Origin of the sequence: Pseudomonas serbiensis (assembly GCF_030580745.1) — a bacterium.
GTDB lineage: Bacteria > Pseudomonadota > Gammaproteobacteria > Pseudomonadales > Pseudomonadaceae > Aquipseudomonas > Aquipseudomonas serbiensis.
In genome coordinates, this window is the sequence record NZ_JAUQOO010000014.1 from 101,614 (window position 1) to 121,573 (window position 19,960).

The following is a 19,960-nucleotide window of genomic DNA, read 5'->3' on the forward strand; positions in this document are numbered from 1 at the left end:
AAGTCCGTCGGACTCGAGCTCTCGGGCGGCTCCAGGGTGTTGAAGGACACCTCTGGAGTTATCCGGGAGTAGCGGTCACAGGTGGTGCGGCACACTGAATGTGCAGCACCGAATGCGCAGTACTTAAACGAAGACGGTAATAAGCATGAATCTTCACGAGTATCAGGGTAAGCAGCTGTTCGCTGAATACGGCCTGCCAGTATCCAAAGGCTACGCAGTCGACACCCCGGAAGCAGCAGCAGAAGCTTGCGACAAGATTGGTGGTACCGAGTGGGTCGTCAAGGCCCAGGTTCACGCTGGTGGTCGCGGTAAAGCGGGCGGCGTCAAGCTGGTTCGCAGCAAAGAAGACGCAGCAGCATTCGCACAGCAATGGCTGGGCAAGCGTCTGGTGACTTACCAGACCGACGCCAACGGTCAGCCAGTGACCAAGATCCTGGTTGAATCCTGCACTGACATCGCCAAAGAGCTGTACCTGGGCGCTGTAGTCGATCGTTCCAGCCGTCGTATCGTGTTCATGGCTTCCACCGAAGGTGGCGTGGACATCGAGAAGATCGCTCACGACACTCCTGAAAAGATTCTCAAGGCTACTATCGATCCACTGGTTGGCGCTCAGCCATTCCAGGGTCGTGAGCTGGCTTTCCAGCTGGGTCTGGAAGGCAAGCAGGTTGCTCAGTTCGCCAAGATCTTCACCGGTCTGGCCAAACTGTTCCAGGATCACGATCTGGCCCTGCTGGAAGTGAACCCGCTGGTGATCAAGGCTGACGGCGATCTGCACTGCCTGGACGCCAAGATCAACATCGACGCCAACGCCATGTACCGTCAGCCAAAGCTGAAGGCTTTCCACGATCCGTCGCAGGATGATCCTCGTGAAGCTCACGCTGCCAAGTTCGAGCTGAACTACGTAGCGCTGGAAGGCAACATCGGTTGCATGGTCAACGGTGCCGGCCTGGCCATGGGTACCATGGACATCGTCAACCTGCACGGCGGCAAGCCAGCCAACTTCCTGGACGTTGGTGGTGGTGCTACCAAAGAGCGCGTTACCGAAGCGTTCAAGATCATCCTGTCCGACACCAATGTCGCAGCAGTACTGGTCAACATCTTCGGCGGCATCGTTCGTTGCGACATGATTGCCGAAGGCATCATCGGTGCAGTGAAAGAAGTCGGCGTTAAAATCCCGGTTGTTGTTCGCCTTGAAGGCAACAACGCTGAGCTGGGCGCTAAAGTACTGGCAGAAAGCGGTTTGAACATCATCGCGGCTACCAGCCTGACCGACGCTGCTCAACAAGTTGTCAAAGCTGCGGAGGGCAAGTAATGAGCGTTCTGATCAATAAAGACACCAAGGTTATCTGCCAGGGTTTCACTGGTTCGCAAGGTACCTTCCACTCCGAACAAGCCATTGCCTACGGCACCAAAATGGTTGGCGGCGTGACTCCAGGCAAAGGTGGCACCACTCACCTGAACCTGCCAGTGTTCAACACTGTGAAAGAAGCTGTAGCCGCTACCGGCGCTGACGCATCGGTCATCTACGTTCCGGCTCCTTTCTGCAAGGACTCCATCCTTGAAGCAGCTTTCGGCGGTATCAAGCTGATCGTCTGCATCACCGAAGGCATTCCTACCATCGACATGCTGGAAGCCAAGGTCAAGTGCGACGAGCTGGGTGTAGTCCTGATCGGCCCTAACTGCCCAGGCGTCATCACTCCGGGCGAGTGCAAGATCGGCATCATGCCAGGTCACATCCACTTGCCCGGCAAGGTAGGTATCGTGTCGCGTTCCGGCACCCTGACCTACGAAGCTGTGAAGCAGACCACTGACGCCGGTTTCGGTCAGTCCACCTGCGTCGGTATCGGTGGTGACCCGATCCCGGGCTCCAACTTCATCGACATCCTGAAACTGTTCCAGGAAGACCCGAAGACCGAAGCGATCGTCATGATCGGCGAGATCGGCGGTTCGGCTGAAGAAGAAGCGGCTGCCTACATCAAGGCAAACGTGACCAAGCCGGTTGTTTCCTACATCGCTGGTGTGACTGCTCCTCCGGGCAAGCGCATGGGCCACGCAGGTGCAATCATCTCTGGCGGTAAAGGTACTGCAGACGAGAAATTCGCTGCACTGCAAGACGCTGGCGTGAAAACCGTGCGTTCCCTGGCAGACATCGGCAAGGCCCTGGCTGAGCTGACTGGCTGGGAAGTCAAGAAGTAAGCTTCGGCTGACCGATTGATGCTTCAACAAAGGCCACCTTCGGGTGGCCTTTGTGCGTTTGGGCATTTATTTATCAGGGTAGGAGCGGACTTGTCCGCGAGACGGCATTTCAGGCGACGCATGTCTTTGGGATGTACCGTCCTTTTCGCGACTGAAGTCGCTCCCACGGAAAATACGTTCCTACCTGTTTGTCGCATCCGGCTTTCGCGCGTTTCATGCACGAATGCGTGCTAAACCGCTACATTCAAGTGCGACTCGTCGCCATGACGCTCTTTTATAGTGCGTTTTATGGTCCATTTCGTTAGGCTAGCAACCTTTTCGCGTCGTCCGTTTCCCACAAGGAAACCTGGCGCTTTACTGCCAGCCTTAAAAGGGTAGGCATAACTTCCCTGACCCTCGGGAATCCTCTCTTTTAATCCTGATTTGGCAGTGTGGTTCCCCTCGATGAAAGTGTTGAAAGGCCAGGACGTCCTGGCACTGGGTTTCATGACCTTTGCCCTGTTTGTGGGCGCCGGTAATATCATCTTCCCGCCTATCGTAGGCTTGCACGCCGGTCCCCATGTGTGGATGGCTGCGCTGGGTTTTCTTGTGACAGCTGTCGGTTTGCCTGTCATCACAATCATTGCGCTGGCCAAGGTCGGTGGCGCGATGGACGACCTGAGCAGCCCTATCGGCAAGGTGGCTGGAGTTATCCTGGCTGCGGTCTGTTATCTGGCCGTCGGTCCGTTGTTCGCCACTCCGCGTACAGCCACTGTGTCCTTCGAAGTCGGTCTGGCGCCTCTGACAGGGGAAAGCCCGCTGGCACTGTTCCTCTACAGTCTGGTTTATTTCCTCGTGGTGTTCTGGGTTTCCATGTACCCGGGCCGTCTGCTGGATACCGTCGGCCGTTTCCTGGGCCCCCTGAAAATCATCGCTCTGGCGGTGCTCGGGGTTGCAGCCTTCATGCTTCCGGCGGGTGATGTCGGTCCTGCCGAGGCAGCCTATGTGGCAGCACCTTTTTCCCAAGGCTTCATCAATGGTTACCTGACCATGGATACGCTTGGGGCGCTGGTCTTCGGTATTGTCATCGTCAATGCCATTCGTTCGCGAGGTGTTGAATCGCCACGCCTGATTACCCGCTATGCAGTCATCGCTGGCCTTATAGCTGGTGTGGGCCTGGCGCTGGTGTATATCAGTCTGTTCCGCCTGGGTGCTGGCAGCCATGCAGTGGCGGCGGGTGCGACCAACGGCGCGGCAGTGCTGCATGCCTATGTGCAACATACCTCGGGTGCCTTGGGCAGTGGTTTCCTGGCAGTGCTGATTTCACTGGCTTGTCTGGTGACTGCTGTGGGCCTGACCTGTGCCTGTGCCGAGTATTTCAGCCGCATCCTGCCACTGTCATACAAGACTCTGGTCATCATCCTGGCACTGTTTTCCCTGTTGGTATCCAATCTGGGCCTGACCAATCTGATCAAGGTCTCGATTCCCGTGCTCACGGCGATCTATCCGCCATGCATCGTGCTGGTCGGGCTGAGCTTCTGCAAAGGGCTTTGGAACAGCCAGGGACGTGTGATCGCGCCGGTCATGCTGGTTTCCCTGCTGTTCGGCATCATCGATGCCTTCAAGGGGGCGGGTTTTGCCGATAAGCTGCCGAGCGTACTGGCAAACCTGCCGCTGAGTGAGCAGGGGCTGGCCTGGCTGGTGCCATCGGTGATTACTTTGTTCGGTGCTGTTGTAGTTGACCGTATCGCCGGAAAGCGCAGTGAAGCGTTGGCGTGAAGTGTTAGTGAGTCAATACACTGCTGTAACGGCAGTTTTACAGTGAAACCAATAAAGCCCGTTAAATAACGGGCTTTATTATTTTCTACGAAGTCTCTTGTCCCTGGCTTATTTGCTTGGCGCTGTCTCTGGCGCTGTGGCAGGGGTTTCGGCGGCGCGCTGTTGTGCTGCTTCCGCACTCTTCTGAGCGGCTTCCTGGCTTTCCTTGGCCGCGTCATTCACTTTTTCCTGAGCCTTCTCCATTGACTCCTGGGATTGTTGAGCTGCCTTATTGGCTTCTTGCTGGGTGTTTTCGGATTTTTTGTCGCAGGCGGCAAGACCCAATGTGGCAGAAAGCATCAAGGCATAGGCTAAAGATTTACGCATGGGGTATTTCTCCTTATTGATTATCTACGAGCCTGAGAACCCAGCCTTGTAAGTTAAGTTCCAACGGATTATCGGAATATTCAATGCGCCTGTTCCGTCGACCTTACAGGCTCGAATTCACTGTCGACGAGCCTGGATTGGCTGTCATGTACATGTGTCTTGCCAGTGAAACGCTTTGCATATGAAGGGCTTGTCCTTACCTTGCCCCAGGCTTTCGCGACGAAGCGTTTGCAGACAAGAATTGCGGTTGATGTTTTTGCGCTCTTGAAATCCTGCTCCCAGCCCCCACCTTGATGACTACCCGCTGCCACGCAGAGCTGAGTCTGGATGTGGCGGCTTATATCATCCACTTGGAGTTTGATGACCATGAGTGTGGAAACTCAAAAGGAAACCCTGGGCTTCCAGACCGAGGTAAAGCAACTGCTGCACCTCATGATCCATTCGCTGTATTCCAACAAGGAAATCTTCCTTCGCGAATTGATCTCGAACGCCTCCGACGCAGTCGACAAGTTGCGCTTTGAAGCCCTGTCCAGCCCTGAACTGCTGGAAGGTGGCGCTGAACTGAAAATTCGTGTGACCTTCGACAAGGACGCCAAGACCGTCACTCTCGAAGACAACGGCATTGGTATGAGCCGTGACGATGTGATTACCCACCTTGGGACCATCGCCAAATCCGGTACCGCAGATTTCATGAAAAACCTGTCGGGCGATCAGAAGAAGGACTCGCACCTGATCGGCCAGTTCGGTGTAGGTTTCTACTCGGCATTCATCGTTGCCGATCAGGTTGAAGTATTCAGCCGCCGTGCAGGCTTGCCTGCCAGCGAAGGCGTGCACTGGTCCTCCAGAGGCGAGGGCGAGTTTGAAGTTGCCACCATCGAAAAGGCCGAGCGCGGTACCCGTATCGTTCTGCACCTGAAAAGCGGTGAAGACGAGTTCGCCGATGGTTACCGTCTGCGCAACATCATCAAGAAGTATTCCGACCATATCGCCTTGCCGATCGAGCTGCCTAAAGAGCAGGCTCCGGCCGCAGAAGGCGAAGAGGCTCCTGAGCTTGAGTGGGAAACCGTCAACCGCGCCAGCGCGCTCTGGACACGTTCTCGCTCCGAGGTGAAGGACGAGGAATATCAGGAGTTCTACAAGCACGTTGGCCACGACTACGAGAACCCGCTGAGCTGGAGCCACAACAAGGTCGAAGGCAAGCTGGAATACACCTCGCTGCTGTATGTTCCTGCTCGTGCGCCGTTCGATCTGTATCAGCGTGAAGCGCCTCGCGGGCTGAAGCTGTACGTACAGCGCGTGTTCGTCATGGATCAGGCCGAGTCCTTCCTGCCGCTGTACCTGCGCTTCATCAAGGGCGTGGTCGACTCCAACGACCTGTCGTTGAACGTCTCTCGTGAAATCCTGCAGAAAGATCCGATCATCGACTCCATGAAGTCCGCGCTGACCAAGCGCGTGCTGGACATGCTGGAGAAGCTGGCCAAGAACGAGCATGAGCAATACAAGGGCTTCTGGAAAAACTTCGGTCAGGTGCTGAAAGAAGGCCCGGCCGAAGACTTCGCCAACAAGGAAAAAATCGCCGGCCTGCTGCGGTTCGCTTCCACGAACGATGACAGCGGCGAGCAAAGCGTTTCCCTGGCCGAATACCTGGCTCGCGCCAAGGAAGGTCAGGACAAGATCTACTACCTCACCGGTGAGTCCTACGCTCAGGTCAAGAACAGCCCGCACCTGGAAGTCTTCCGCAAGAAAGGCATCGAAGTGCTGCTGCTGACCGACCGCATCGACGAGTGGCTGATGAGCTACCTGAGCGATTTCGATGGCAAGGGTTTTGTCGATGTAGCGCGTGGTGATCTGGATCTGGGCAAACTTGATTCCGAAGAGGACAAGAAGGCTCAGGAAGAGATCGCCAAGGATAAGGAAGGTCTGATCGAGCGTCTCAAGACTGCTTTGGGCGATTCCGTCAGCGAAGTCCGTGTTTCGCACCGTCTGACCGACTCTCCGGCGATTCTGGCCATTGGTGAGCAGGATCTGGGTCTGCAGATGCGTCAGATCCTGGAAGCCAGCGGCCAGAAGGTCCCGGATTCCAAGCCGATCTTCGAGTTCAACCCGTCTCACCCTCTGATCGGCAAGCTCGATCTGGAGCAGAGTGAAGAGCGCTTCGGCGACCTGTCGCACATCCTGTTCGATCAGGCGGCACTGGCCGCTGGTGACAGCTTGAAAGACCCGGCTGCCTATGTGCGCCGTCTGAACAAGTTGCTGGTCGAACTGTCGGTTTGACAGTCGATTGAAAGAAAACCCGCTTCGGCGGGTTTTCTGATTTTACGGTTTATCACTTCCCCTTTAATGATCAGGAGTCAGCGATGAGCAGCACTATTACTGTCCGTTCCGTGGTTTATCAGATCGATGGCCAGCCTTACGAAAGCCGTCTGGTGTACGACGCGGCTGCAACCTCTGCGCGCCCGGGATTATTGATGGCCCCCAACTGGATGGGCGTCAGCCAGGGCGCTGAAACCATCGCCAGGTCGGTTGCCGAACAGGGCTATGTCGTCTTGCTGGCCGACCTGTATGGGCAGAGCATTCGTCCGTCCAACAATGACGAGGCGGGCGCCGCCATGACGCCGCTCAAGAATGACCGTGCCTTGCTGCGCAAGCGCATGCAGGTCGCTCTGGATCAGTTGCTGGCTCAGGGCGATGTTTCGCTTGATGCGAGCAAGATCGCAACCTTCGGCTTCTGCTTTGGTGGCTGCTGCTCCCTTGAGCTGGCCCGTACCGGCGCAGAACTGAAAGCGGCCATCTCTTTCCACGGCACCCTGGATACCCCGAACCCTGCCGATGCGAAAAACATCAAGGGCGCGGTACTGGTCTTGCACGGTGCTTCCGACCCGTTGGTGGCCAAAGAGCAATTGCCAGCCTTCGAGGAAGAAATGAATGCGGCAGGCGTGGATTGGCAGTTGCACAGCTACGGCGGTGCCTTCCACTCGTTCACCGATCCAGGCGCCAACGTGCCCGGCATGATGATGTACGACGCCAAAGTCTCGAAGCGTGCGTTCACTACCATGCATAACCTGCTGGATGAAGTGTTCGGCTGAGCCTTGGCTCGGTAGGAGATCACCCGCCGCCTTGGCACCTCGCTGTCGCGCAGTAAACAGAGGGCGATGTAGGAGCGGATTTGTCCGCGATCGGCTGCATAGCAGTCGTAGATTTGCGAGCGCTTCGCACTCGATCGTCGGAATGCCGCCCAAGACAAGTCCGCTCCTACAGAAAAACGTTTTAATTCATCATGTTGCGTGTATGTTTGATGAGAGCGACTTCAGTCGCGAAGTTGCATGCCCTTTGTCAATGAAGTGCGCTCCTGAAGTTGGAAGCTCATCCAACCTCTGGGGTTTTTCATGTACAAGTACACAACTCAAGCTATCCTCCATCACCGCCTTCCTTGATCAAAGCCGAAAATTTTTCCAGATCGCCAATCGCCAAGCAACTCCAGATGGACCCCTCCTTGTTGCTCTGTGGCTCGGAAGCTTATCGACTGTACGGTGAGGTCAGTTTCAAGCTTCTGGCAAACATCGTAGTATCGAATTCCAACTGTCTGTTCTCCAGCACATGGCTCGTGAGTCCCTTCTTGGTGCTACCGATGCGCCGGGTGATCGCCCATCAAGCACAATGAGTTGCATTAATTACATTATCGATGGGCGCTCAGTTGGACCGTAATGCTGTATAGAAACGTAGATTTTACGAGCGCAGCCGCCCTCTACTCCGAAGAAACGGGTTTTTATGCATGAAACCGTTGAAACCCTGTCGTGCCATCGTGTGTTTGAATTTGTGCAGATTTAAGGCTGGTGAAGTACAAACGATATGCACTTTTTTGATGCTCGCTGGGGCGGTGGCTGGGCTTTACTGGGGCAGATTCTTATATCTGTAAGCTATCACAATAAAAAATGTAGACTTTGGCACCAGAGTGGATACATTGCCGTAGCCCTGTTATCAGTAAACCAATATTTCTATAAAGAACAAGCCAAGGCATGAGTTTGATCATTCTCATCCCACGGATACGCACTCAAAGGCGTTTCTGAAGAGCGCTGATTTATAGAAAAATAATTTGTAACAAAAATAGGGAGATTTAAATGCTAAATAAATATTTCCAGTTTGAGAGTGGCGTGATAGATGTTGAACGTACTGGTTATTCATCAAAATTTCCCCGGGCAATTCCGTAACTTGGTAAAAAGATCAATTTTGTCAAGTGATATTGATGTCTTGGGTGTGGGCCTTGATACTGCTCCTGGGATGCCAGGAGTAAAACTGATCAGATATAAGCCTACGCGTGGTTTTTCGGAAAAAACACACCCGTATTTAAGAAATTATGAAGAATGCATTTTGCGTGGACAGCAAGTGTCACGATTGTTAAGTGATCTGAAACGTAATGGTTATAGACCAGATGTTATTTTGGCCCATCCAGGGTGGGGGGAGACGCTTTTCGTTAAAGATGTATTTTGTAATGTGCCATTAGTGCATTACTGCGAATATTTTTATCATGTTGAAGGTGCCGATGTCGGGTTTGATCACGAATATCCAAGTGATATTGATACCTTTGCAAAGTTGAGAGCTAATAATGCAATGCATTTATTGAATCTTGAACAATGTGATTTGGGTATCACGCCTACGGCTTGGCAGTTTAAATTGCATCCTCAAGCCTACCAGTCGAAACTAAAGATATGTCACGAAGGTATCGATATAGAGAGCGGTGGTAGGGGGCTAGTAGAAAGATGTAAGGTTGCCGATGATTTATCAATAAGTTCAGATGATAAGATCATTACATATGTAGCAAGAAATCTCGAGCCGTATAGAGGGTTTCACAGCTTTATGCGTGCCATAAGTATTGTGTTAAAAAATAATCCTACGGTTAGAGTCGTTGTGGTTGGAGGCGATGATGTGAGTTATGGTCGACAACCGATTGGATATGATAACTGGCGACTGAAAATGCTTGATGAGCTTGAGTTGGACAAGAGTCGAATACATTTTACTGGGAAAGTTTCTTATCAAGAGTATAAAAGAATATTGGCTATATCCACAGTTCATATCTATCTGACATATCCGTTTGTGCTTTCTTGGTCTTTGCTGGAGGCTATGTCATCGGGATGTATTATAGTTGGATCAAAAACTAGCCCTCTTGAAGAGGTCATAGAGGATTCACATAATGGATTTCTAGTAGAGTTTTTCGATTATGAAGGTATAGCAAAAAAAGTGCTTGATGTGCTTGATAATGAACAGGATATGGGTGTGATAAGGGAAAACGCTAGGAAAAGTGTATTGAGGTTTGACTCTAATAGCTGTACTGATAAATATATAAGCATCTTGCATTCGGTGTTGAATCTAGACAAATAATCAGTGAAAAAGGAATCTTATGCCAGTTATCATAGCGATTGCTGTTTTGGGGAGTTTTGTACTCCTGTTGGTGATTACATGGTTGTTTCATAAGTCTTTTAATGATAAGAAAAAAACCACAATTGTTTTTTGTTCGATATTTGCCATTTTTTATGGTGATGGAATACTGTCAAGTACATATTGGGAGATAGTGTGCTCTGGTGCTGGTATCACTGTTAATAAAAGTATTTCAGTTGAGGGTTTTTATTCAAGCGGTCTAGAGGCAGATTTCGCAGAATATTATCTAGATAAAGGGTATGAATATGTAGAAAGTGATAGCTCGTCTGGATATGTCAGGTTTTCCAAAGGAGAAGATGGCGAATTGGTCAGTCTGGCTGTTGAGGCACCATACAGTAGATACGAGGCTCGCCGTGAACGTTTTTCATTAAACAATAGGGTTTCCGGAAGTGTATTAAAAGTAGTGGATAGGGTGGAGGGGGATCTAATAGGTAGTAGTATTAGATACTCTTATAGAGGAGGGTATTACTATTATTTGATAAGTCGTTATTTTTTTTCTTATGAGGTGCCTGCAGGTTCTTGTGTCGGGGATGCAGGTGGGCGAAGTGTAATTATTGAAGCGGTACCACCAAAAAATAAAGGATGACTATAATGTCGCTGGATGTTTATTCAAAGTATGGGGTTATTGCTGAGGCTACCTATGCGGGGTTTGATAGTTATGAGCCTGATGACGTTGTGGAGGCTTTGTCTCAAGACGGTATAACACAAGAGTTGGCTAAAGATTTTTCTGCTAAATATGCTGTGGTTGAACAACATAAAAACGATAATGTTGGATTTGCAGGTACTCTCTTTAAAGATAAAGAAACGGGAGAGTATATTATTGCTTTTCGTGGTACGGAAGGTTTTGTTGATGTCACAGAAGACATTCTAGGGATAGGTGTTCAAGGCATTGCAGCTAATCAGATAGTGAGTATGTTTAATTGGTATCTCATGATGAGCGCCAAGGCAGGCGATGCTGTATTGCAATACGTTTATACATCTATGGAAGAATCAGTTGAAGAGCGGATATTAAGTACCAAATTTGTGACCGCAGTTGTAGATGGTCCATTGCTTGGAAAAAATGTCACTTCAGTTGGGCATTCTTTAGGGGGGCAATTAGCATTATTATTTAGTCGGCTCGCAGGTGATACAGTCGATGCTGTGTATACATACAATGCTCCCGGGTTCGATTTCTTAGTCAGTAATAGCCGCTCTGAGGGGTTTATACAGCAACTCAAATCCATGCAAGTCAAAGCGCAAGGAGTTTCGACTGTTACAGATGAGTATGTGAATTCCGATATCACAAATCTTGTGTTGGAGCCGGACTGGGTGATGCGGATTGGAGATGTGCCTAATGGGCAGGTTTCTTCATATAGTGAAGCAACTAATCCAGCTACGGCTCACTCAATAATTGGGTTTAATGAGTCTTTAATGGTTCAGTCATTGTTTGGTGTGATTGATCAAGCTTTGAGTTTGGCCGCGGCTAAAAGTATCTTTGAAGGAAGTAGCATTGACCCTGAAAGTACATTGGAGGCAGTACTTTTAGCTTTTAGAAAGATAGTCGTTGGTCAATCCATAGGCTCCAATGCTACACCGATTGAAAGTGGTAACAAGGCGGCATTTTATAATGAGATCGATGCCTTAAGAGAGTTGATAAAAGAAAAAACCTTGGATTCTGGGGCTTATACTGTAAGTAATCTCTCCGCTATGTCAGCTGACTCATTGTATGCTCGTATGAAGGAGGATATAGGGTATCGATATGCGGCTTATGAGAAGAATGCTTTCGCTATCATTGGCGATGGTCTGTATCAGCAGGTTACAAGCTCAAAATCATTAAATATTTACGATGAGGCGACGGGCCAGGGTGGTGTAACTTTGCGATGGTTGCAAGACCGGGCTGAGTATTTGTTTTATTACTTGCGAGCAGCTACAACTGATGCGAAGGGGCCTCTTAGGGCAGAGGGTGATGTATTAAAATTTGAAGATGTATTTAAGTATGTGGGCAGTGAGTTATATGTAAATAGTGGTGAGGTGCCGATAAGTATAATTTTTGGTGGGGAAGAAGGAGATGATATCAGTGGTGCCGAAAAGGCAGATCGTTTATATGGCGGTGCAGGAGCTGATGATATAGAGGGCGGATCAGGTTTCGACTATATAGAGGGAGGGTTAGATAATGACAGCATGCGCGGAGGTGAGGGCAACGATACTATTGTTAGGATGTCAGGAGATGATTCATTAAGCGGTGGTAAGGGGAGTGATGAATTATTAGGTGGTCTTGGAATAGATAAGTATATATTTTTCAGTGGTGATGGTTCGGATGTTATAACGGATACTGACTCAGGTGGGACCATATCCATTAATGGTAAGGGCGTGCCTGTTGGTATTAAGCTTAGTAATGGGGCTGATTCTTGGGAGAGCGCTGATGAAACTATTTCATTTGTGTTAATGGCAGGAAATCAGGGTCAGAAGGATTTGGTGATAAATTATGGTTTGAACGATAAGATTATAATTAAAAATTTCAAGCCCGGAACGATGGGCATTGTTTTAGAAGAGCGGGAAGAGGAGGAGGAAGAGGAAGACGGGCAGGGGATTACGGTTTTTGGAGATCTCAAGCCTACAGCTGACAAAGATAATTACAGATACGATATGTTTGGAAATGTTATTGTGCATCCAGATATTCCGGAGCTCAATAGAAACGACATATTATATGGTTCCGCGTTCACTGATAAGCTTGTGGGTCTAGGGATGGTCTGAAGTAGGCAGCTATTTCTCAACTGCTGAGCCATAGCGGTTTCAAAAAACGGCAGCCGTTCAAAATCGATCAAGTCTGCCGCTTATTTCATGCATTTTTTCCGCAGCAAGCACCTTGCAGCGGCTATTTCCCTCATTACGGGCGCACCTCTCCCGCGCCAGAAAGCAACTGTCGACGTGCCATCCACAGGTTCGACAGGGCGAACAACGTCACCATCTGAGCAGTGTTTTTCACCAAGCCTCGGAAGCGCACTTTCGTATAACCAAACTGACGCTTGATCACCCGAAATGGATGCTCAACCTTGGAGCGAACCTGAGCCTTGGCTCTCTCGATCTTGCGTATTGCTTTGTACAACACGCTGCGTTTTCCGTGCTTCTTGTAGGTGCTGCGCCGGGCTGCAACCTGCCAGATGACTTGGCGTCCAGCATGCTCTTTGCGCTTCTCGACACCGGTATAGCCTGCATCGGCGCAGACCACGTTCTCAGCACCGTGTAGCAGTTTGTCGACTTGGGTCACGTCCGTCACGTTGGCCGCAGTGACCACCACGCTGTGCACCAGCCCCGAGTCATCGTCGACACCAATGTGCGCTTTGGCGCCGAAGTAATACTGGTTGCCCTTCTTCGTTTGGTGCATTTCCGGGTCGCGTTTACTGTCCTTGTTCTTTGTCGAAGTGGGCGCATGAATCAGCGTGGCATCGACGATGGTGCCTTGTCGCAGTGACAGGCCACGCTCGCCCAGATAGCCATTGATCACGCCGAGAATGCCAGTGGCCAACTCGTGTTTTTCCAGCAGGCGACGGAAGTTGAGAATGGTGGTTTCGTCCGGGATTGGCTCCAGGCTCAGGCCGGAAAACTGGCGCAAGATCGTCGTCTCGTACAGCGCCTCTTCCATCGCCGGATCACTGTAACCAAACCAGTTCTGCATGAGATGAACCCGCAGCATCGCCATCAACGGATACGCCGGACGACCGCCTTCGCCCTTCGGGTAATGGGGTTCGATCAGAGCGATCAAACCCTTCCAGGGCACGACCCGATCCATCTCGATCAGGAACAGTTCCTTACGGGTCTGCTTGCGCTTACCGGCGTACTCGGCGTCGGCGAAGGTCATTTGCTTCATCATCGAAAAGCTCGGCGATTGGTGTCCGGGGATTCTGCCAAATCAGGAAGTCTTTTTCAGAATTTCCCTAAACAGTCATTTATTTGTTTTGAGCGTCACGCCCGGATGCTTATTGATAGTATGGAGTGATCGATTATCGCGAATAAATTTGCTCCTACCTGAGTAGGAGCGACTTCAGTCGCGAACCTCATCCAGGCAACTCGATCCTGCCAGTTTCCCCCGGCACAGTCGGCCAGTCTCCCGCAGCCCAGCGAGCTTTTGCCTGTTCTATCAGCGCCTTGTCGCTGGCCACGAAATTCCAGTTCATGCGACGCGGGCCGTCCAGTGGTGAGCCTCCGATCAGCACCGCATGGCAATCACTTTCTGCACAGAGGTTCACCGTCTGGCCTGGGTCCAGTACCACCAGGGTTCGTGCTGTGACAGGTTCGCCATCCAGCGATGCTTCTCCCTCCAGTACATACAGTGCTCGTTCCTCGTGCTCGGTAGGGATCTGCAATGTCGTGGCGTTCTGCAGATGCAGTTCGGCGTACAGGGTCGGTGAAAGCACTTCTACAGGTGAGGTCAGGCAGAAGCCGTTTCCCGCGATCATGCGAATTCGGATTCCCGGCGTCTCGCTGCAAGGCAGGCTTTGTGCCGGGTGATAGCCATAATGGCCATTTCCCTGTTCATGTTCCCTGGGGGATGCCAGCCAGACTTGCAGGCCATGCAGACGCGAGCCGCTGGCGAGAAGCGGGGGAGGCGTGCGCTCGATATGGGCGATGGCGCTGCCCGAGGTCATCCAGCTGACGTCACCGGGGCCGACCAACTGGTCGCTGCCCAGGCTGTCCTTGTGCTGTAGCTGGCCTTCAAACAGATAGGTCAGGGTCGAGAGGCCGATGTGCGGGTGTTGGCGAATATCCATGCCGTTACCCGGTGCGTAACGGGTTTCCAGCATGTGATCGAAAAAGACGAAGGGGCCGACGCTTCTGCATTTTGCCGAGGGCAGGGGGCGCAGGATCGGTTGTCCTTCCACGTCTTCGGCACGTGGGGTGATGGTGAGCATGAGGCCTGTCTCTGCAAGTCGTGGCAATGCCCAAGCATATCGCAGGCATGAAAAAGGCGCCTCGAAAGGCGCCTTCTTCATTATTACTTGCTGCGAGGGCGTATTACTTGCCCTGCCAGCGCTTCATGACCAGAGTGGCGTTGGTGCCACCAAAGCCGAAGCTGTTGCTCATGACCAGATCGAGCTTGGCATCTTCGCGAGTCTTGAGCAGGATCGGCATGTCGGCGACAACCGGGTCCAGTTCGTCGATGTTGGCGGAGCCGGCAATGAAGTTGTTTTCCATCATCAGCAGGCAGTAGATCGCTTCGTGAACGCCAGCAGCGCCCAGGGAGTGGCCGGACAGGCTCTTGGTCGAGCTGATCGCTGGAGCGTTGGTGCCGAAGACTTCACGAACACCTTCCATCTCCTTGGCGTCGCCGACCGGAGTCGAGGTGCCGTGGGTGTTGAGGTAGTCGATAGGGCCGTCAACGGTGGACAGAGCCATCTTCATGCAGCGAATGGCGCCTTCACCGCTTGGGGCAACCATGTCGTAGCCGTCGGACGTTGCGCCGTAGCCAACGATTTCTGCATAGATCTTGGCGCCGCGTGCCAGAGCGTGTTCCAGCTCTTCAACTACGACCATGCCGCCACCGCCGGCGATGACGAAACCGTCACGCTTGGCGTCGTAGGCGCGGGAGGCTTTTTCCGGGGTTTCGTTGTACTGGGTGGACAGAGCGCCCATTGCGTCGAACAGGAACGACTGGGTCCAGTGCTCTTCTTCGCCGCCGCCAGCAAAAACGATGTCCTGCTTGCCCAGCTGGATCTGCTCGACTGCGTTACCGATGCAGTGGGCGCTGGTGGCGCAGGCGGACGAGATGGAGTAGTTCACGCCCTTGATCTTGAACGGAGTGGCCAGGCACGCCGAAACGGTGCTGCCCATGGTCCGGGTGACGCGGTAAGGGCCGACACGCTTGACGCCTTTCTCGCGCAGAGTGTCCAGTGCTTCCATCTGGTTCAGAGTGGAGGCGCCGCCGCTGCCAGCGATCAGGCCGGTACGCACGTTGGAAACCTGATCTTCGCTCAGGCCGGAATCGGCAATGGCGTCTTTCATCGCCAGGTAGGCATAAGCTGCCGCGTGGCCGACGAAACGGTAGATCTTGCGATCGATCAGTTCTTCGAGGTTGAGGTCGATGGAACCGGAAACCTGGCTGCGCAGACCCATTTCGGCATATTCCGGATTGAACCGGATGCCAGGGCGGTTGGCACGCAGGTTGGCGGTGACGGTCTCTTTGTCATTGCCCAAGCAGGAAACAATGCCCAGACCAGTGATAACGACGCGGCGCATGCGATTACCCTTAGAAGTTTTCAGTGGAAGTGAAGACGCCGACCCGCAGGCCTTCGGCGGTGTAGATCTCGCGACCGTCGACAGTAACCGAGCCATCGGCAATGGCCAGGTTCAGCTTGCCTTTGAGGACGCGCTTGATCTGGATGTTATAGGTGACTTTCTTGGCGCTTGGCAGGACCTGACCGAAGAACTTCACTTCGCCCGAGCCCAATGCACGACCACGGCCTGGCAGACCCTGCCAGCCCAGGAAGAAACCGACCAGTTGCCACATGGCATCGAGGCCCAGGCAGCCTGGCATTACCGGGTCGCCTTCGAAGTGACAGGCGAAGAACCACAGGTCTGGATTGATATCCAGTTCAGCGACCAATTCACCTTTGCCGTACTTGCCGCCCTCTTCGCTGATGTGGGTGATGCGATCAACCATCAGCATGTTGGGGGCAGGCAGTTGCGCGTTACCTGGTCCGAACAGCTCGCCGCGACTGCAGCGCAGCAGGTCTTCCCGGGTAAAGGCGTGTTGTTTGGTCATGCGAGCTCCTCAATAATCTTTGTGCGGCAGGATGGGGCGCCACTGGCCCTATCGCCAGTCCTGGCGGACTAATTCGCCAGGACTCTGTCCGGCAGCCTACTCATAGACTGTTGCGTTGAAGTGAAAGTCACAGCGCAAGGGAAAATCAAAGTACACCTGTGCACTGAAATACGTCATTCGACCGATATCACTGGGCGGTTCGATCCCCAAGACTGCCGCAATTTAGCATTTATCGCCAGTCGCAGCCGCCCGAAAGGATAGCCAACGTTGTAAAACCTGCTGTAAATCAGCATGTTTGAAGGGCTTTGCCAGGTAGTCATCCATGCCCGCCTGTAAACAGGCGTCACGATCACCCTGCAGGACATTAGCCGTCAGAGCGATGATCGGCAACTCGCCGAGCCCCGAAATTTGCCGGATTCGCCGGGTTGCTTCATAACCATCCATGACCGGCAGTCGGCAATCCATGAGAATCAAGGCGTAATTTCCCGCGCCTGCCTTGATCACGGCCTGGGCGCCGTCGACCGCGACATCCACCTTGCAACCCATGTTGTGCAACATCGCCATGACCACCGTGCGATTGACCGGGTTGTCCTCGACCAGCAAGACACAGTGTTCCTTGCCGCATTCGTCGATGTTCAGAAGCGGTTGCTCCTTGTCGGCTGCCGCCACGCTGCACAGCAACAACGGGATCTGCAGGGTAAAGACCGAGCCGATACCTTCTTCGCTCTGTGCATGCAGTGTTCCGCCCATGCGCTCGGCCAGTGTGCGGGCAATGGGCAGGCCCAGACCGGTGCCACCATAACGCCGCGAAATGGAGCTGTCGGCTTGCTTGAAGGCATCGAACATGGACTCCAGCCGATCGGCATGAATACCGATCCCGCTGTCGCTCACAGTACATACGAAGCGCACATGATCGCTGTCCAGGTTTTCCCAGCCCACTTCTATACGCACACTGCCGACTTCGGTGAATTTCAGTGCATTGCCGATCAGGTTGACCAGTATCTGGCGGATACGGGTCGGATCGCCCATGACGTTCAGCAGCTCAAGGCCGGGTTGTATGTGGCGCTCCAGCAGCAGGTTGCGTTGCTGTGCGCTATGGCTGAAGGCTTGGGTCGAAGCGTTGACCAGATCGGCGAGGTTGAACGTGATGCCTTCTATTTGCAGGGCATCGCGCTCGATACGTGAGAAGTCGAGAATGTCATTGATGACCCGCAGCAGGTGCTCGGTGGATTCGGTGGCCAGCGCTGCATATTCGGTCTGCTCATCGGTCATCCGGGTTGTTTCCAGCAGTTGCAGCATGCCTAGCACGCCATTCATCGGGGTGCGCAGTTCATGGCTCATCATCGCCAGAAAGTCGGATTTGGCGCGGTTTGCCTGCTCGGCTTCTTCCCGGGTCTGGATCAACTGGGCCATGGAGCGTTGCTGCTCGGTGCTGGCCTTGTCCAGATTGAAGGCCAGATTATTGATGTGCCTGGCCAGAGCCCCCAGCTCGGCATCGTCGCTGACCGGCAGGGGAGTGTGGTAATCGCCTTTCTGTATCGCCTTGAGGGCTTCGCCCATGTCGCTGATCGGTTGTGACAGGCTCAGGGCCAGCCGTCTGGCCAGAAGAAAGGTAAACAGCAGGGCGAACAGCGCCAGTATGCCGGCCTTGAGTAGAATTTCCTGCTGGCGCTGGCTGAACGCTTCGCTGGACATGCCCACCAATACCCGCCCCAGATAACTCTCCGATGTCGCGATGTTGTGGTTCGCGCCTGAATGCTGCGAGTGGATGGGCGCCTGGAATGTTTCCGTCTGCAGGGAGTGATTGGCACTCTGATGCGGTTGCTCGATGTAGATCAGCACATTGTTGTCGCTGTCCTGAATTTCCACATAGCGCACATTGGGCATGGACAATGTGGCGCGCATCAGGCTTTTAAGGGTTTCGATATCCCCGAGAATGACCCCGGTTTCAGCCGCCGGTGCCAACTGGTTGGCGATCAATTGCCCGATATGATTGAGCTCCTGGCGCAGATCCTGAATCCGCACGAAGGTAAAGAAGCTGACCAGCAGCAGTGTCAGGATCAATGCCGGACCCAGGCTGATGATCTGTGTGCGGGTATTGATATCCCAGTGACGCAGTTTCATTGGCTGCGTACCGTCTGGGCCGGGAGGCGGTCCGGTAAATGGAGGGTTGCGTCCATGCTTCTGGGCTCTGTGGTTCGGGTCATAGCATTTGCGTCAGTGGCTCAGCGTAAAAGCCAAATGCCACGATCATCCATGCTGCATCGGCGCATGTTAACCGAGATGGGCGCGATTTCCATGGAACTTGTGTGACCGCAACGGGCTCAGGTCCATGACTGATGGCGTTTCTGACAGCGTTTGTCGCTGGCCGATGCGCCAGCGCTCCGTATAATGCGCCATCGCCAGTTGAATGGCCCCTGGATGGATTGGTTTATGACCACGCAGCAACCTGTAGCGGTTCTTGGTGGCGGCAGTTTCGGCACTGCCATTGCAAACCTGTTGGCACAGAACGGTCATCAGGTTCGTCAATGGATGCGCGACCCGGAGCAGGCCCAAGCGATTCGCGACAACCGTGAAAACCCTCGTTACCTCAAGGGCATCAAGGTCAGGCCCGAAGTCGAGCCTGTCACAGACCTCACGGCCACTGTCGAGGCGTGCGAGCTGATTTTCGTCGCCTTGCCTTCGAGTGCCTTGCGCACTGTGCTCTCGCCCCATGTCGAGCGCTTGAACGGCAAGATGCTGGTGAGCCTGACCAAGGGCATTGAGGCTCAGACTTTCAAGCTGATGAGCCAGATTCTCGAAGAGATCGTTCCCAAGGCGCGCATTGGCGTGTTGTCCGGTCCCAATCTGGCCCGTGAAATCGCCGAAGATGCGCTGACCGCGACCGTGGTCGCCAGCGAAGATGAAGAGCTGTGCCAGCGGGTCCAGGCTGCGCTGCATGGCCGTACCTTCCGTGTCTATGCCAGTAACGACCGTTTTGGCGTCGAACTGGGCGGTGCCTTGAAAAACGTCTATGCGATTATTGCAGGCATGGCTGTTGCCCTGGGCATGGGCGAAAACACCAAGAGCATGCTGATTACCCGTGCCCTGGCAGAAATGACCCGCTTTGCGGTCAGTCAGGGCGCCAACCCCATGACTTTCCTGGGGCTGGCCGGGGTCGGTGATTTGATCGTGACCTGTTCCTCGCCCAAAAGCCGTAATTACCAGGTCGGTTTCGCATTGGGGCAGGGCCTGACCCTGGACGAAGCGGTGAGCCGCCTGGGCGAAGTGGCCGAAGGTGTGAACACACTCAAGGTACTCAAGGTCAAAGCGCAGCAGGTCCAGGTCTATATGCCGTTGGTCGCTGGCCTGCATGCAATTCTTTTCGAAGGTCGTACGCTCAATCAGGTCATCGAAGCGTTGATGCGCGCAGAGCCCAAGACGGACGTCGATTTCATATCAACCACGGGTTTCAACTGAATTCAAACT

The 19,960-nt window shown here is 53.2% G+C and carries 15 protein-coding genes; 9 read left to right on the forward strand and 6 right to left on the reverse strand.

Annotated features, from left to right (window positions below):
• Positions 1–145 precede the first annotated feature (145 nt).
• The 3 genes from sucC to brnQ all read left to right on the forward strand — a co-directional run bounded on the left by sucC (position 146) and on the right by brnQ (position 3,954).
• A complete protein-coding gene (gene sucC / locus Q6A51_RS18065; protein ID WP_201002537.1) occupies positions 146–1,312 on the forward strand; it encodes an ADP-forming succinate--CoA ligase subunit beta in 1,167 nt (388 codons plus the stop codon).
• Entirely contained in the window at positions 1,312–2,196 is an 885-nt protein-coding gene (sucD, locus tag Q6A51_RS18070) for a succinate--CoA ligase subunit alpha (protein ID WP_025260628.1), read from the forward strand. The genes sucC and sucD overlap by 1 nt, the downstream gene beginning before the upstream one ends.
• 444 nt (positions 2,197–2,640) lie before the next feature.
• The gene (gene brnQ, locus Q6A51_RS18075) at positions 2,641–3,954 is read left to right on the forward strand and encodes a branched-chain amino acid transport system II carrier protein (RefSeq protein WP_304575402.1); all 1,314 of its coding nucleotides are present in this window, start codon (positions 2,641–2,643) and stop codon (positions 3,952–3,954) included.
• A 108-nt stretch (positions 3,955–4,062) separates the two neighbouring features.
• On the opposite strand, the gene Q6A51_RS18080 is transcribed toward brnQ, so the two are convergent.
• A complete protein-coding gene (locus Q6A51_RS18080) occupies positions 4,063–4,320 on the reverse strand; it encodes a hypothetical protein (protein ID WP_304575403.1) in 258 nt (85 codons plus the stop codon).
• A gap of 366 nt (positions 4,321–4,686) precedes the next feature.
• On the opposite strand from Q6A51_RS18080, the gene htpG reads away from it, so the two are divergent.
• From htpG to Q6A51_RS18105, 5 genes are all read left to right on the forward strand, one after another.
• Positions 4,687–6,594 (forward strand): molecular chaperone HtpG, encoded by a 1,908-nt coding sequence (gene htpG, locus Q6A51_RS18085; protein ID WP_304575404.1) that lies wholly within the window; start codon positions 4,687–4,689, stop codon positions 6,592–6,594.
• A gap of 83 nt (positions 6,595–6,677) precedes the next feature.
• Positions 6,678–7,406 carry a dienelactone hydrolase family protein gene (locus Q6A51_RS18090; RefSeq protein WP_201002530.1) on the forward strand — a complete coding sequence of 243 codons (729 nt, stop codon included), beginning with the start codon at positions 6,678–6,680 and terminating at the stop codon, positions 7,404–7,406.
• A 1,072-nt stretch (positions 7,407–8,478) separates the two neighbouring features.
• Entirely contained in the window at positions 8,479–9,696 is a 1,218-nt protein-coding gene (locus tag Q6A51_RS18095; protein WP_236250280.1) for a glycosyltransferase family 4 protein, read from the forward strand.
• A 19-nt stretch (positions 9,697–9,715) separates the two neighbouring features.
• On the forward strand, positions 9,716–10,339 hold the full coding sequence (locus Q6A51_RS18100; protein ID WP_201020399.1) for a hypothetical protein: 624 nt from the start codon (positions 9,716–9,718) through the stop codon (positions 10,337–10,339).
• Positions 10,340–10,344: 5 nt separating this feature from the next.
• Complete coding sequence (locus tag Q6A51_RS18105) at positions 10,345–12,486, forward strand: hypothetical protein (RefSeq protein ID WP_304575405.1); 2,142 nt, start codon at positions 10,345–10,347, stop codon at positions 12,484–12,486.
• A gap of 133 nt (positions 12,487–12,619) precedes the next feature.
• On the opposite strand, the gene Q6A51_RS18110 is transcribed toward Q6A51_RS18105, so the two are convergent.
• The 5 genes from Q6A51_RS18110 to Q6A51_RS18130 all read right to left on the reverse strand — a co-directional run bounded on the left by Q6A51_RS18110 (position 12,620) and on the right by Q6A51_RS18130 (position 18,616).
• On the reverse strand, positions 12,620–13,600 hold the full coding sequence (locus Q6A51_RS18110; RefSeq protein ID WP_304575427.1) for an IS5 family transposase: 981 nt from the start codon (positions 13,598–13,600) through the stop codon (positions 12,620–12,622).
• Between the two features lie 187 nt (positions 13,601–13,787).
• Positions 13,788–14,642: a pirin family protein gene (locus Q6A51_RS18115; RefSeq protein WP_304575406.1), complete on the reverse strand. Its 855-nt coding sequence runs from the start codon at positions 14,640–14,642 to the stop codon at positions 13,788–13,790.
• A 103-nt stretch (positions 14,643–14,745) separates the two neighbouring features.
• The gene (gene fabB, locus Q6A51_RS18120) at positions 14,746–15,966 is read right to left on the reverse strand and encodes a beta-ketoacyl-ACP synthase I (RefSeq protein WP_201002522.1); all 1,221 of its coding nucleotides are present in this window, start codon (positions 15,964–15,966) and stop codon (positions 14,746–14,748) included.
• Positions 15,967–15,976: 10 nt separating this feature from the next.
• Complete coding sequence (gene fabA / locus Q6A51_RS18125) at positions 15,977–16,492, reverse strand: 3-hydroxyacyl-[acyl-carrier-protein] dehydratase FabA (protein WP_025260620.1); 516 nt, start codon at positions 16,490–16,492, stop codon at positions 15,977–15,979.
• A 222-nt stretch (positions 16,493–16,714) separates the two neighbouring features.
• The gene (locus tag Q6A51_RS18130) at positions 16,715–18,616 is read right to left on the reverse strand and encodes an ATP-binding protein (protein WP_201002520.1); all 1,902 of its coding nucleotides are present in this window, start codon (positions 18,614–18,616) and stop codon (positions 16,715–16,717) included.
• 309 nt (positions 18,617–18,925) lie between these two features.
• On the opposite strand from Q6A51_RS18130, the gene Q6A51_RS18135 reads away from it, so the two are divergent.
• Positions 18,926–19,951, forward strand: a complete 1,026-nt coding sequence (locus tag Q6A51_RS18135) for an NAD(P)H-dependent glycerol-3-phosphate dehydrogenase (protein WP_201002518.1) — start codon at positions 18,926–18,928, stop codon at positions 19,949–19,951.
• Positions 19,952–19,960 lie beyond the last annotated feature (9 nt).